Origin of the sequence: Paenibacillus solisilvae, from assembly GCF_042656405.1 — a bacterium.
Classification (GTDB): Bacteria; Bacillota; Bacilli; order Paenibacillales; family Paenibacillaceae; genus Paenibacillus_Z; species Paenibacillus_Z solisilvae.
In genome coordinates, this window is record NZ_JBHSOW010000137.1 from 44999 (window position 1) to 59512 (window position 14514).

Here is a 14514-nt window from a genome sequence, read left to right on the forward strand (position 1 = left end):
GATGGATATACTTTCAAACTTTCATCCAAGCAAAAAGTGACCGGTGCCCCCGAAGTCAACGATGCCTCCGGAGATCCAGTCACCCTATATACAGCTCCTAATGATTTTTGGACTTCCAAATTGCATTAGCCGCCAGCGCCCATGCAATAATAAACGCAACGCCGCCGAACGGCGTGATGATACCCAGCCATTTGGAATCCAGCATACTTAATGCGTAGAGACTGCCTGAGAACAGGAAAATACCTATATGCATCAATCGTCCCGCCCAGCGAATTCCTTTGCTTTCCCCAATCCGGTCAGCAGCCAGCGCGATTAACAGAAGCCCGATTCCATGGTACATATGGTAGCGGACGCCGGTTTCAAATACTTCCAGCATATCCGCGGTAAGCCGATCCTTCAGTCCGTGTGCTGCGAATGCGCCAAGTGTAACCGCTAAAAGTGCATGTATGGCTCCAAAAGCACCATATTTTCTAAACATTTCTTCACCATCCTTTCCAATGACTGACAAATCGGTTAAAATGTACGGTAGTTACGCAAGTAAAGGAGACCAGATGATGAGCGAAAATGAAAACGAGAATAAGCAAGCAGGCAGCAATTACGAAGAAAGTTTCAATCCGCAGCCCAGCGGCTATCCCCCATTCTCGCCATATGTGGAGGAACAGAGAGTAACTCAATCTAAGCTCGGAATTGCTTCCTTTATCATCGGTTTAATCAGCATTATACTATTTGTCATAGGCATCATCATCGTATCAACGTTTATTATGGACCAGAATTTCAGTAACAGCAACAGCCTTCAGCGTGAAATTCAAGATAGCATTGAAAAGAATGACTTCTCAACTTATGTTCCACTCGTTCTTGGCGCGCTAATGATGATAGCCTCAGCGGGAATAAGCATCATCGGGCTGATTCTAGGTATTGTAGGCGTATGCAGCAGAAATAAGCGTAAAGTTTTCTCCATCCTCGGAATCGTACTCAATGTCCTGCTCCCTGTCGGTGTTATCGGTTTGTTCCTGACGGGAATTTTATTGGGCGGACAATGATGATTTTACTCCGGTGAGGCGTTCATTTGATCATTCCTGTTCCTCCAATAAAGAAGCCTGCTTTGGCCTAAGCAGGCTTCTTTATTATTTATCAACCGCCGTGCGTCAGAGTGCATGTATCCAGCTGACATCTTTCTCTTCCAGATAGATGTTCCACTCCACAGGCGCTTGCACGTCGCTCACAATGATGTCGACATCTTTCACATCGGATATTTTATAGAATTGAACCGAGCCGATCTTAGAGTGATCCGACATGATGATGCTTTGCTTGGCGTGACTCATCATCTGTCTCACCAGCTGGCCTCTCTCCGCGTCAAAGGTCGATATGCCTTTCTCAAGCATGATCCCGTCAATCGAGAGAAATGCTTTATCCGCAAAGAAATGCTCGACCATTTTCTCGGCCAGCGAGCCGCTCACCCTGGAGTGCTTGGCATTAACCTTCCCGCCGATAAAATAAATATCTCCGGAGAAAAGCCCTTTGTTCTGATAATCCACAAGCAGATACATCACTGGCGCAGAGATGGTCAGCACCGTAATATTCTTCTTGTTGTGCAAATAATGAATCAGCTGCTGCGTCGTCGATCCATCGTCGATAAAGATCACATCATTATCTTCCACCAGTGAAGCCGCCGCTCGGCCGATTTTTCTCTTCTCATCCGCATGAATGACTTCACGCTTGAAATGAGACGGTTCCTCACGGGTTAAATTGATTTTGACCGCACCGCCATAGACGCGTTTGAGCTTATTCTGCTCCTCTAATTCTTCCATGTAACGACGGATGGTCTCCGAAGAAACTTTCAAGTGGTCCACCAAATCGCTTGTCCTAATTTTCCCCTCGAGATTGAGTGTATTTAGGATATAATCCTTCCGTTCCTCTCCGATCAGCGACATCTGTACGGACCTCCTGTCGAACGCGATTTAACTCACTGGTTAATTCTATTATAAGAGCTGCAGGCATTGATTGTAAGACTCGTATCTAGCAAAATTCTCTCTTTTCCTGAATATGAATCTGCCTTTTCGCAAGCTCCCTAAAGATATCTTCAGGCTCAAATGCATGCTCCGGAATCGTTACTCCAGATGCTCCCAGCCTTCCACGGATTCGTCCGATGCCGGATGCGTATGTGTGACTGTAATGCTAACCTGACGGCCATCCTGCCCCCGGCCCGTAACTTCGACATGAAGGGCATAACCGTACAGCTCAGTCTGCCGACCCTCTGAGGAATGATATAAGTATTGGGAAGTGCAATCCATGATACCAATTTGAGTATCGCCTACTTGGATCGATTCATTGCGCATGAAGCCAAAATCGTAGAGGGCGCGGACCAGCTGCATATTCTTATCCGGCCAGGTCCCCCTTACTTCCAAGCCTGCAATAATTCGCAGCAGTGTGGTCTTGCCGCATCCGCTGGGTCCTAACAAACATATAAATTCGCCTTTTTGAATGTTAAGGTTAATGTCATTTAGAGCCTGAAAATCATCAAATTTCTTATAAATACGCTGCAGTGACAGATAAGAAGATTGAGGGATTGGAAGTTGTTTCTTTTCAAGCTCAGTTTTATTAACGACGATAGCTGTTTCCCAAGCATCGATGCCTACCCAATGCTCCGGACTGTTCGTGTCTTTAAAGTCTGGAAGGCCTTTTAATGGTTGGCTCGGAATATTCAAGCTTCGATAGACTAAATATAAGAGAGTTTTGTATTCAAAATATTAAATGCATATTAATAAATTGTTTTAATTATATTTTTTGTTGTTTTTAGTTGTGTTTGGGAGTTGAAGAAAAGTCGAATTCGATCAAGATCCAGCGAATTGCCTCAACGATCAAGTAAACAAGCCCCTGCAGGAAGGAATGGATTCCTTCTCGCAGGGGCTTGTCTATTTCATCGGGATTTAAAGCCTTAATTCAACTTCTTCAAGAAAGTGGCACGCAGCTTGTAATACTTCATCCAAGCTTCCTTTTCTTTGGTTATGCCCTCAGCAATGTCGCTGCTGGCCAACACATCCGTATAATCTTTAAAGTTGCTGTCAAACTTATCTACCGGACCTGTAATCGCCTTAACGATAAGGTTATCGAGCTCATCATTGTGCGGCGAGATGAGGTTGTTATTTAATTCATTGGATACAGCTTCATAATCGGCTTTCGCTTTAAGCGTCGCTTCATCAACCGGCAGCTCCGCATACAACGTCGTATTTTTCAGGTTGTGCTGCTGCCATGCTGTATTGACGATTGTACTTTGATCATAGTTGCTCTCGCTAAATGGATATACAACGGACGGGCTGTACACATAACCCATTTCACCCGCCATAGCAAAACCGTATACTTCAGGGTTCGTCATTGTCCCGTCTTGACCTTGGATACCGTAGTACCAGCCGTCGCCGGTTTCATCTTGTTTGCCGACCAGCTTATATTCTTCAACCTTTTTGAACTCCGGCTTGTATCGGCGGTTCATTCCTTCGCCTGTATACATGTCAGGTGTACCCCAAGCACGCAGTTCTGCCGCTTCCATCGAATTGTTCCAATCAATCCAGTGTAGAATTTGAGGAATCATATCATCAGACACTTTTTTAGGATTAATGGCTTTCGAATTCCATTTTGTTGTTAACGGAAAGTATTGATTAGCAGCATCTTGAAAATCAGGGTTTATTTCATTAGCAAAGATCGGGTAGAATCTCCAATCATAGGTTTTGCCTTCTTTGCGGGCTTTCTCTTGGTTTGCTGCAATTGGAGCCCACATATTAACGACAGCATATTCACCGTTAATGATTTTCGCATCGCGCTGTTCATTCTTCTGAATATAGAACTCTTGACCGAACAGACCTTGTTTAAAGCCTTTGTTCATGAACGAAATGTAGTTTTTCCACTCGGGAGTGAGCTCATAGTCCACATACATATTTTGGGATTCCTTGATTATAAGCGGATAGGCCTGGCTCAAACTCAATCCAGTTGCGGAGAACAACGACCAATATAGCGCGGCTCTGGAATTCTCTAATTGAAGGTGACCCGGTGTTATGGGGTGACCGTTCTCTGTTAGTTTGAGGTCTTGTACTTTTTTCAGATAGCCGTACAGATCATCCAGATTTTTGATTGGAATATCCAGCACCTGCTCCAGTGATAGTTTGCCTTTGTTTGCAACTGCCAATTTTTTCAGCTCGGCTGCGCTCATTGCATTCGGATAGATTTTCTTCAAAATATCGTCACGCATCCAAACGCCATAACCGCCGTTTCCGAGGCTGGAATTCCCGTATGGCGACTTGCGGTATTCTTCTTTGAGAAGCGGACTTGGCAGCGAAGGAATCGCCCACAGTTTGCCATCGCCCGGATCCACGCTTGCTTTATACCATTGTTCCATTGTAACGCCTAAATCAGCCAGTCGTTCAGCGGTAAGCGGCATATTTTTTTTCATTTCATCCAGCGTAATTTCACGCACCATGCCCGCTTTTTTTAGCATAGCCATATTATCCGGATCATCAGCAATACCATTTTGATTAGCAATAACGGCCGGCACTGTATTGGCTAGGATTTGCATCTGCAGCCAGCTTTTATAGTCCGTACCCGCCGGAATTTCTACGAAGTCAGGGATGACTTTGGTTTTTTCGCGCCAAATCGGAGTTAAGCGGTCCTCTACCGGCTTACGCGGGTTTGTCGGTAATTGGCTCAATACCTCCAAATGGATTTCTTTAAATTGGCTAGGATCGCCAGAGGTTGATGCACCTGCGGTTTCCGCTGCTCCTTGCGTTTCATTTGGTTTTGAATTTCCCGATTTGCTTGTTTCTTCATTGTCATTGCTGCAGCCAATAAGAGATACCGATAGAAAAACAGCGAGCATGAGTGCCATTACCTTATGTTTCATAAACAAAATTCCTCCCCTTTTTCATTACCTATACTTGCAGAGGCTTTATGCCTTTACTGCTCCAGTTAACATACCTTTTACGAAATATTTCTGGAAAAAAGGATACACAAAGAGTAATGGAAAAGTTACTACGACCATGACCGTCATCTTGATCACTTCAGGCGTTGGAACGGTGTTGTTCGCCATCGACATGAGTCTGCGCTGTGCGGCACCTGATGTCTTCGTATAATCGATCAGCGTATTGGCTTCTGCGCGATTGATAATTTCATACAGCACATACTGTAAGGTGCTTAGACTCCGGTTTGTTACATAAATCAAGTTGGTGTAATAATCCAGCCAATTGCCCACTACGGCGAAAAACGAAAATGCGGCAATGATCGGCATACAGAGCGGCAGTATAATCTGTAGAAATATACGCACATATCCTGCGCCATCAATCGTAGCGGATTCTTGCAATTCGGGTGGCAGATCCTCGATATGCGTACGCATGATGATCATACTGAAAAATCCGAAAGCACCCGGGAGCACGTATACTAAAAAGTTGTTAAGCAGGCCGAGTTTTGCGATAACCACGTAATTCGAAATGATCGTACCCCCGATAAACATCGGCAGCATAAAGAAAAAGAGCACTGTTTTGCGTCCCGGCAAAAATCGCTTGGACAGCGCGAACGCCGCCAGCATGGTCACAAATACAGAGATTACAGGCCCAACGATGCAGCGAAGCGATGTCACGATAAACGCTGAGTGCAGCCTGTCATATTGAAAAACAAAGGCATAGTTCTCAAGTGTAAACACGCGGGGGAAGAACCAGATCGGACCGGCTGCCGCATCCGCTCCTGTGTTAAAAGACATGACCAATATATACCAAAATGGATAAATGGCAGAAACAGCCCAAATGATCATGATGAACACGTTAACCGCATCGAATACCCGTTCACCTGACGTCCGTTTGATTTTATTCCCGCTGTGAACTCTGCTTATGATTGCTTTCATATCTGAAGTAACCTCCCTTCCCTTATATGATGCCTACATTACTAAGGCGCTTCGTAGTGGCGTTTGTAAGCATAATCAGAATAAAGGAGATCACGCCTTGAAAGAGACCGACTGCTGCGGAATAAGAATACTGTCCGCTTACTAATCCTTGATAATAGGTATACACGCCGATCGTGTCCGTATCCAGACGAATCATCTTATTTTGCAGGTTAAACACTTGGTCAAAATTGGTTGCGAGCAGCCCGCTTAAAGAGAATATAAGAAGGATGCACATCGTAGGAATTAGTCCCGGCAGTGTAATATACATCAATCGCTGTATTCGGCTTGCTCCATCCACCTGCGCCGCTTCGTATTGCTGCGGGTCAATGCCGGTCAGCGCTGCGAGATACAGGATCGTTCCCCATCCCGTTTCTTTCCAGACTTCCGAAATGACAAGAACGGGAAGAAAATTTTTCGCGTCCTGCATATAAGAAATACGTTCTGCACCCGGGTCAATCAATTGACGGATATTGTTGATAATACCGGTGGCATCAACCGTCAAAAACATGTAAAACAACCCTGCAACGGTTACCCATGATACAAAATGCGGGATATATGACGTAGTCTGCACGACTCGTTTGAAACGCTCGCCTCTCAATTCATTGAGCATCAGCGCCAATATAAGCGGAGCCGGAAAAGTTGCGACCATCATGGTAACGCTGTAGAGAAGCGTCCGCCCCACCAGTGTATAAAATTTAGGATCGGCTAAAAATTTCGCGAAATTGTCGAAGCCGACAAATTTACTGCCAAAGCCAAACCAGCCTTTATTAAAATCATAGTCCAAGAAAGCAATGTAGTTGGAAAACATCGGCAAATACGAAAAGATAAAGGTAAGCACGATGGCAGGGACCAAAAACAGATATAACACATGAATATTCTGAGCCTTATAACTTTTTCTTTTTTTGGGATTCAGGGTAGCGTTTTGCATGGTGCTCTTGAATATTGCCATTTGAAATCCTCCCATTTTCAGGTAAGCATTAGCGTATCGAATTTTAAGGATTCATTGATATCGCTTTCAAAAGAATGATTTCGGCGATTCGTCGATTGGCATTTATTTAAAACTGAAGCGATACGGGGACTTTACCCCTTCACCTCAAACTTGTCCTTCAAGCCTTCGGCACTATGGGGTCCGACCCATACGGTAAACATGCCGGGTTCCACCACAAACTCATTGTTTCCGTTAATAAAACCTAGCTGCTTAGCCGACAGTTCGAATGATACGTTCCGGCTCTCACCGGCCTGAAGAAGGATTTTCTGGAACCCCTTGAGCTCTTTAACTGGTCTCGTAATACTCGCTGCTTCGTCGCAAAGATAAAGCTGTACGATTTCTTCCCCGTCCCGCTGTCCGGAATTGCGAACGTTTACGGACACGGTCAGCGTTTCGGTCATGCCGATAACGGAACTGCTCAATCGCAGATCGTTATATTCAAAACAAGTGTAACTGAGACCGTAACCGAACGGATAAAGCGGTGTATGCTCCGAGTCCGCATACCGTTTCATCTGCGGCCTGCCGGTTTTCTTGGCATTATAATAAATAGGAATTTGCCCCGTATTCCTCGGAAAGGTTACTGCCAGCTTGCCGCTTGGGTTATAGCGGCCAAACAGGATATCGGCGATGGCCGTGCCTGCTTGTATACCTAATTGCCATGTTTCCAGTATGGCAGGAACATGATCCTCGGCCCATTGAACCGATAAAGGCCTGCCGTTAACCAATACCAGCACGACAGGAACGCCTGTTTCATAGACCGCCTTTAACAAGTCAAGCTGACTTGCAGGCAAATCCACTGAAGCACGGCTGTTGTTCTCCCCGCTCATATTCGCTGTTTCGCCCAAAACCACAACGGCTGCTTCACACTGCAGCGTAATTTGTACAGCTTCAGCGATCTCCTCATCGCTGCCTTCGATCACGCCGCAGCCTTTGGCATGCATAATTTTAGTATGCCGGCCGGCCAAAGAGCGGATCCCCTGGATAATTGAAACAACCTCTTCGTTTCTCCCCTGCCCGCTCCAGCACCCGAGCAGAGCTTCATGGTTATCCGCAAGCGGCCCAATGACAGCCAGCTTATGGACCGTTTCCTGTAAGGGCAGCACGTCGTCTTCATTCTTTAGCAGAACGATGGATTGCCTTGCTATTTCCCGCGCCGTACGCACATGATCGGAGTGAAGGATTATCGAGCTTGCAAGCCTGTTATCCGTGTAAGGTTGCTCGAACAGGCCTAATTGAAACTTCACCCGCATCCGGCGTACCGCATCGTCAATTGCCGCTTCTGAAACGATCCCCCTGCGGATCAACTCCGCTAGATGCTCCTGATAAATGAGCGCTTGCATATCCATATGCATGCCTGCTTCAACCGCTAACCGCGCCGCAGCCTCTCTCGATTCAGCATTACCGTGCTGAACGAGTTCATCAATGGATTCCCAGTCGCTGAGGGTGCAGCCTTCAAATCCCCATTCCTGCTGCAGCACATCTGTGAGCAGCCATCGGCTGCCCGAACACGGTATGCCGTTCAACTCGTTAAAGGCAGCCATAATCGTTCCCGCGCCCGCTTCCAGAGCCGCTTGAAAGGGAGGGAAGTAAACCTCCCTTAATCTGGTTTCGGACACGTCCACCGTATTGTAATCTCTCCCGGCCTCCGCAAGCCCATATCCGGCAAAATGCTTCGGGCATGCCATCATATGCGGGCGGTCATCCCAATCGTTGCGCTGAATCCCCTTCACCCTGGCGCTTGCGATTTCGGAGCCTAAGCATGTATCTTCTCCGGCCCCTTCGGCGATTCTTCCCCACCTTGGATCGCGGGCAATATCCACCACGGGGGCAAGTATCCAGTTTATTCCTTCCGCTGAAGCCTCCCGCGCAGCAATCGCCGCAGTCTCCTCCATTAAAGTCAGGTTCCAGCTGCATGCTTCGGCCAGCGGAATGGGGAAGATCGTCCGGTAACCATGTATCACATCATTGGCAATCAGAAGGGGAATCCCAAGGCGGGATTCCTCTACGGCGATACGTTGAAGCTCATTTACATGATCTGCCCCTATGACGCCAAGCAGGGAACCAATCCGCCCCTCTTGTATCATCTGTCTGTCTTGATCCGCGAATGTCCCAAGCTGGGTCATTTGCCCGATTTTTTCACTCAGCGTCATTTGCGACAGCAGGGAATCGATTTTCTTTTCCGTTTCCGGATTTTTGTGAAAATGCCGGGGCGAGTTCTTCACGTTCATGTCCAGCCGCCTTTCTATGCAAGCTCCTTGATGCACTGCTTCAAATACTCGGCCGATCTCCGGACATCCTCCACCATGGTACGCTCGGGATGATTGTCATCGCGATGCCACAGTTCAAATGCAAGCCAGCCCTGGTAACCGATTGCAGCGAGTTCTTCCATCAACAGGCGCATATCGATTTCCCCTTCCAGCAGATCCTCCGTTGGAATCGCGCCCATTTGATTTCTGAGATGAAAGGCAGCTACCCGCTCCGGATATCTCCGTATCCACTCGATCGGATCGCATCCGGCGACATGCGCCCAGCCCATATCGATACAAAGTCCTACTTCCGGACTTGAGTAATCAATAACGGAACGCAGATCTCCTTCTGCGTTATGCTTGTCCGCTGCATGATTATGCAGGCTCACCTTTAATCCGAGCGGCCTGACGGCAGCTTCAATACGGGACAGGTTATCGCCCTGCCGTTTGAACTCCTCTTCCGTTTTGAGCTCCGCAATTCCCCAGCCGCCTTTGGGATCCGCATTAATGACCAAATCCGACCCCCCGGCTTCCGCCAGTCTCCTGGCTGCCGGCAAAACAGACGCCTCAATGTCAAGCGCTTCAAAAGGTTCATGCAGCGCCAGACCCACATAAGTGCCGGAAATCGTTAAACCGCATGCTTTAGCTGCAGCTGCAAGTTCGGGGGTAGGGTCGATTTCAACCGCATCGACGCCGGACTCGGCGCAGTCGCGGAATATCTCTTCCCAGGTCGGCTCCTTGCCGTCCATTCCATATCTTTCATGCCAACCGTACATCCCTGTGGAAAAGCCTTTAATGTTCATGATCATACCGTCCTCTCTCCTATACGATCAGATTCCGCTGCTTGCTCTGCATATACTGCGGCTCGCCGGTTTCTGCGCAGTCGTAAATCGCCTGCAGGCACAGAAAATTAAAAACAGCCTGATCATTGACAACTGCCTGTGAATCCATGCCTTTTACTTTGCGGTAAAAGAAATAAACCGGATGGTCCATCACGCCGAACTTGCTTTGATTGACCGCTTCGCTCTCTTTTGCCTCAATTTCCCCGTTCTTATCGGATGTGTAAACGATCTGGTCCGATTCAAAATACGGCGACCATTTCACAGCCCCCAGCGTACCCTCGATCTCAACATAATGATAAGCTTCTCCATGCGTACAGTGAGCCCGCTCATATTGAACCCATACAGGCTTGCCATCGTTCAATTGATACTTCAGCATCGCTCCGACATGGCCTTCGACGTCATATACCGTATCTGCAGGATCGACTTGCGTTTGCGGCTTGCTTGTCCACGCCGCGGCTACTTCAATTGCCGCCGGCATCAATAGATTGTTGAGGACAGAGAAATCGTACGGGCCCCAGTCCATGACGATACCTCCGCCAGCCTTGGAGCGATCCAGGAACCATTTGCTCTCCGGTTGATACTCAACGCCCGGACGCCCACGTTGACCGCGGTATACAAAAGTCACTTTATAAATGTCGCCCAGCACGCCGGAAGCCAGCAGCTTCTTGACTTCCTCCATTTTAGGAAGGCCTAGAAAACGAACGCTGCAGCATCCCAGCAGGCGGTTATTGGCTTCAGCAATTTTAAGCAGTTCCTCCGCTTCCCCGCGGTTCATCACAAGCGGCTTCTCGCATAATGCATGGCGCCCGGACTCCAAAGCAAGCCGCGATAATTCGAAATGGGTAAAAGGAGGCGTTCCGATGATAACGATATCATCTTCCTTTGCCGCTTCGGCAAGCATTGCTTTTGCGTCGGAATGCGTGACCGCCTCAGGGAAACGTTCAGCGAAACCGGCTAATGCCTGGGGATTCGGATCCGCAACCTTAACTTCAAATCCTTCCGCGCCTTGAAGCTTTTGAATCGCTTCGGCATGGGTTCTGCCGATTACACCGGCTCCAACTATATAAAATCTCATATATACACCTCTTATTTTTCATTTATAATACTGAACGTGACCTTTCACTCAGAGAGCATGCGCGCGAACCATAACCCGAAGGAAGAATGCTCCGTATCCGCATCGTTTCTTCTCACCGAAGCTTCAGCAATCATCCGCTGATGCCGATGATTACAATTCCAGCCGCGATGACGGCCGCTGTCGCGATTCGCTTCCAGCCCTGTCTTTCCTTCAACAGCCAAATTCCAAGCAGTGCCGCAAACACGGTTCCGATCTCTCGGATCGGAGCAAGGTGGGATACCGGAGCCATGTCCATGGCAATCAAGAACAGCAGATAAGAAGCCGGTGAAAAAAACGATGCGAGCAGAATGAATTTCCAGTTTACAGACCATTCCTCGCGCACCTGCTTCCAGCTGGATAACGGCCTGAGAAAAGCCAGCACAAAACCAAAATTGCCGATTTGCAAAAGCGATACGGGTGAAATGTAGTGCAGTGCCATTTTATCGACCACGGTGTAGCACGTAATGCACAAGCCAACCATGAAAGCAAAGAGAACGGGACGTATTGCCAAATGATCGCGGGCACGGGCGCTCCAGCCGCTTAGCATAAAGATGCCGCCTGCAATACTCGCAACCCCGACCCATCCCCACATCTGGAGAGATTCATCCAAAAACAGCACGCCGATGATTGGAATGAATATAACTCCCGTTCCCCTCATAATCGGATAAACCTGGGATAAATCGCCGAACATATACGCTCTGGATAATAAATATCCATTGCAAAATTGAATCAGCATCGAAAGCGCCAGAAGGGCATAACCTTCTGCGGGGAGCACAGCGGAAGCAAGCTCCATAAACAGGTGCGGCGATAATAGGATCGATGCAATGAAGATCATGGAACCGAGAAAAACACCTTTATGCATACTTTTTTTAGTAAAAAAGCCGCATATCGCGTTCAACAAGCCGGAACCGATAACGAGCAGCACCGATATCAGGAAAGAATGATCTGCATCCATGGAATAACGGCTTAATTGACCGGAACTTCAAATGAAGCTCTGTCCAGCAGCTGCTTCCAGGTTGTAATCTCCTGCTCCTTCGAGCCATACGATACGGGATTGGTGAAGGCGAGAAGCTCACCGTTCATGGAACGAAGCTCAATTCTCCTCCACACGTATTGCGCCTCTTTCCAATCCATTGCAATTTCGAACGTCTGCGCTGTATCCGATATCGCGTAGGCTTCGATTTCTTTGCCGTTCTCAATCACATGAAGGCTGCCTTCCGAAGCATTCGAAACAGTCAATCTGCAGTGAACGCGACCTTCCTTTGAACGCTGCACCGGTTCAGTCAAATCGCTGCCCAGCGGATAGGCTTTATCGTCTACTGTGACTGCAAGATCCAGCACGGGCCCGCGCGAAACATATACCCGGCCTGCGCGTACGCCCTCCAATATCGCGGCAGCGGATAAACGTTCCGCATGCACATAGGTCGCTGGATCGCCAATTAAAGAAGGCGGATTATTGTCCCCATAGCTTTCTGTTGGAAGCATATGGGAGTCAGAGCCGCCGATGCCGGTCACGCGGTAACCTTCATTCCATAATGTGCTCCACAGCGCCAGCGCCTTTTCCGTTGCAGCAGGGTTGGAATGATACGTCGGATCATTCCAGATTTCCAAGGCATCGAGCATCGCAAGCGGCGTTAGCTCATACATCCAAGCCCATGGAGTCAGCATCGGATGATTAATGGAGCGCAGCGCTCCATGCCGCCTTGCTTCTTCCATCACCCGGTTCATACCTTCCTGGGTGCCGATTCCCCCATCCGGTGCACGATATCTCCAATCAATCCACTGCTTCAGTCCAAGCGCGTTCCAGTGACCGTATTCGGAAGTAAACTCAATCCCTGGAATAACCAGCACCTTCCCGGCCGGCCATGAAGTGGATAACAGGTTGTGATCCGTAGCGACGAAGAAATCCAGTCCCATGATTTCCGCTTGTTCCATATTGCGCTCCGGCGTCATTTTCCCGTCCGAGAGAACCGTATGGGTATGAAAATCGCCTTTGTACCACCTGGCCGCTTCCTCTCTGACCGCCTGCCAGTCGTACTGATGAAGCCCGTAGTGTGCCTGGTCACCGGTGCTGCCGGTCCAGCATTGCCGATCACTGGCAGCGGTTTCAATACCCGATGGCAAATCACCGCTTCCAGCCTCCCATTCAAACTTGAAGACTTCCTCTGCCGGATCGGATTGATCGGCAAACTCAATTTTCCATTCGCCGGCGGGAATGCTCCCTGGAACGGTTAGATAACTGGAATAGACCGGACTCCGGTGAACGATCACCGTTCTGCTGTTATAGCAGTCCAGATGCGACAAGCGGATCCTTCCTGCTGGATCCAGCAGATTCAAGGTTCTCCACGTATGCGCCCGCTCATAATGAAAATGGACGACCAGCCAATCCGCCGGCTGGTCGATGCGAAATGAAATTAACGTTCTGGGTGCGCTTTCATTTTGACTATTGTCCTTCAACTCCATGCACGTCCTTTGCTTCTCTTATGAGCGGAGCTGTAATTTTTGCATCAATTCGGCTGTTTTTTCATAAGCTTCCTGTACCCACTCGATAATATGATCCGGATCTTCGGCAAACTCCAATTCAATGGATACGATATCGTCATAACCGCATTCGTGCAGCACCTTTAGATAACCTTCCAAATCGGCGTTTCCCCGCCCGGTCGGCCAATCATTATGAATCGTTCCGTCGTTATCGGATAAATGGACGCCGCCGATTCTCCCTTTTAACCGGTAAATTTCCTCGGCAGGCACACCTCTTACATGAAGATGTCCGAGGTCAACGTTCGCCAGGCAGTTCGGCATATTGACGTCATTCAGAAATATATCCATCGTATCGATGTCATTAACCAGTGAATAGTGAAACGGTTCCAATTCAACCAGCACATTCATCTCGCATTTGGCCGCATATTCAGAGAGCTCTCTTGCCGCATCCACAGCTTGCTGCCATTGAACTTCCGGTTTGATGACATTTCTCTCCCAGATATATTCTCCGAGGACGATTAACAGATTCTTGGCGTCCAAATAGACACCCATATCAAGCAAACGTTTGTAAGAGTCAATCGCATAACGGCGTACATGCTCCTCCAGCGAGATCAGCTCCGGGTAAGCCGAAACCATCGATGATATCGGCATGTCCATCTCCTTGCACATTTTCTTGATGCGCTTCAGATCATAGGATTTAAAGGAAAAGTCCGGAAAAATATCGATCGTATCGAATCCAATCTCTTTGATTTGACTGATTCCATCAAAATACGCAACAGACGATCCGAACCAAGCTGAATTGATGCAGCCCAATTTCATACCTTTCACTCCTTATACGATATCGTACTCTACCGTCATGCAGCGCCATGCCGCGCGCAGGGGAGCTGCACGCGGTTAACAGGAAAGCTTCTGAATGCTTACAG

The 14514-nt window shown here is 48.1% G+C and carries 12 protein-coding genes and 2 pseudogenes; 1 reads left to right on the forward strand and 13 read right to left on the reverse strand.

What is annotated here, in order from left to right; genetic code table 11:
* Positions 1-97 precede the first annotated feature (97 nt).
* Positions 98-478, reverse strand: a complete 381-nt coding sequence (locus ACFPYJ_RS32780; RefSeq protein WP_379192737.1) for a DUF423 domain-containing protein — start codon at positions 476-478, stop codon at positions 98-100.
* 76 nt (positions 479-554) lie between these two features.
* Between ACFPYJ_RS32780 and ACFPYJ_RS32785 the strand changes: the two genes are divergently transcribed.
* Positions 555-1040 carry a hypothetical protein gene (locus ACFPYJ_RS32785; RefSeq protein ID WP_379192739.1) on the forward strand — a complete coding sequence of 162 codons (486 nt, stop codon included), beginning with the start codon at positions 555-557 and terminating at the stop codon, positions 1038-1040.
* A gap of 105 nt (positions 1041-1145) precedes the next feature.
* Here the strand turns inward: ACFPYJ_RS32785 and ACFPYJ_RS32790 are convergent, their stop codons facing one another.
* The 12 genes and pseudogenes from ACFPYJ_RS32790 to ACFPYJ_RS32845 form a co-directional block, all read right to left on the reverse strand.
* Positions 1146-1931: a DeoR/GlpR family DNA-binding transcription regulator gene (locus ACFPYJ_RS32790; RefSeq protein ID WP_379192741.1), complete on the reverse strand. Its 786-nt coding sequence runs from the start codon at positions 1929-1931 to the stop codon at positions 1146-1148.
* 85 nt (positions 1932-2016) lie between these two features.
* Positions 2017-2405, reverse strand: a pseudogene (locus tag ACFPYJ_RS32795) (saccharopine dehydrogenase); the annotation flags it as partial.
* A pseudogene (locus tag ACFPYJ_RS32800) lies at positions 2400-2567 on the reverse strand (ATP-binding cassette domain-containing protein); the annotation flags it as partial. The pseudogenes ACFPYJ_RS32795 and ACFPYJ_RS32800, both read right to left, overlap by 6 nt.
* Before the next feature lie 368 nt (positions 2568-2935).
* A complete protein-coding gene (locus ACFPYJ_RS32805; RefSeq protein ID WP_379192743.1) occupies positions 2936-4888 on the reverse strand; it encodes a type 2 periplasmic-binding domain-containing protein in 1953 nt (650 codons plus the stop codon).
* 45 nt (positions 4889-4933) lie between these two features.
* Complete coding sequence (locus ACFPYJ_RS32810) at positions 4934-5881, reverse strand: carbohydrate ABC transporter permease (RefSeq protein WP_379192745.1); 948 nt, start codon at positions 5879-5881, stop codon at positions 4934-4936.
* Between the two features lie 22 nt (positions 5882-5903).
* The gene (locus ACFPYJ_RS32815) at positions 5904-6869 is read right to left on the reverse strand and encodes an ABC transporter permease (protein ID WP_379192747.1); all 966 of its coding nucleotides are present in this window, start codon (positions 6867-6869) and stop codon (positions 5904-5906) included.
* Between the two features lie 131 nt (positions 6870-7000).
* A complete protein-coding gene (bglX, locus tag ACFPYJ_RS32820; RefSeq protein WP_379192749.1) occupies positions 7001-9136 on the reverse strand; it encodes a beta-glucosidase BglX in 2136 nt (711 codons plus the stop codon).
* A gap of 14 nt (positions 9137-9150) precedes the next feature.
* The gene (locus ACFPYJ_RS32825) at positions 9151-9963 is read right to left on the reverse strand and encodes a sugar phosphate isomerase/epimerase family protein (RefSeq protein WP_379192751.1); all 813 of its coding nucleotides are present in this window, start codon (positions 9961-9963) and stop codon (positions 9151-9153) included.
* Positions 9964-9976: 13 nt separating this feature from the next.
* Positions 9977-11071: a Gfo/Idh/MocA family protein gene (locus ACFPYJ_RS32830; RefSeq protein WP_379192753.1), complete on the reverse strand. Its 1095-nt coding sequence runs from the start codon at positions 11069-11071 to the stop codon at positions 9977-9979.
* Positions 11072-11201: 130 nt separating this feature from the next.
* On the reverse strand, positions 11202-12065 hold the full coding sequence (locus tag ACFPYJ_RS32835; RefSeq protein ID WP_379192755.1) for a DMT family transporter: 864 nt from the start codon (positions 12063-12065) through the stop codon (positions 11202-11204).
* A gap of 11 nt (positions 12066-12076) precedes the next feature.
* A complete protein-coding gene (locus ACFPYJ_RS32840; protein ID WP_379192757.1) occupies positions 12077-13567 on the reverse strand; it encodes a CehA/McbA family metallohydrolase in 1491 nt (496 codons plus the stop codon).
* Positions 13568-13591: 24 nt separating this feature from the next.
* Positions 13592-14410 (reverse strand): sugar phosphate isomerase/epimerase family protein, encoded by an 819-nt coding sequence (locus ACFPYJ_RS32845; protein WP_379192759.1) that lies wholly within the window; start codon positions 14408-14410, stop codon positions 13592-13594.
* Positions 14411-14514: the final 104 nt, after the last annotated feature.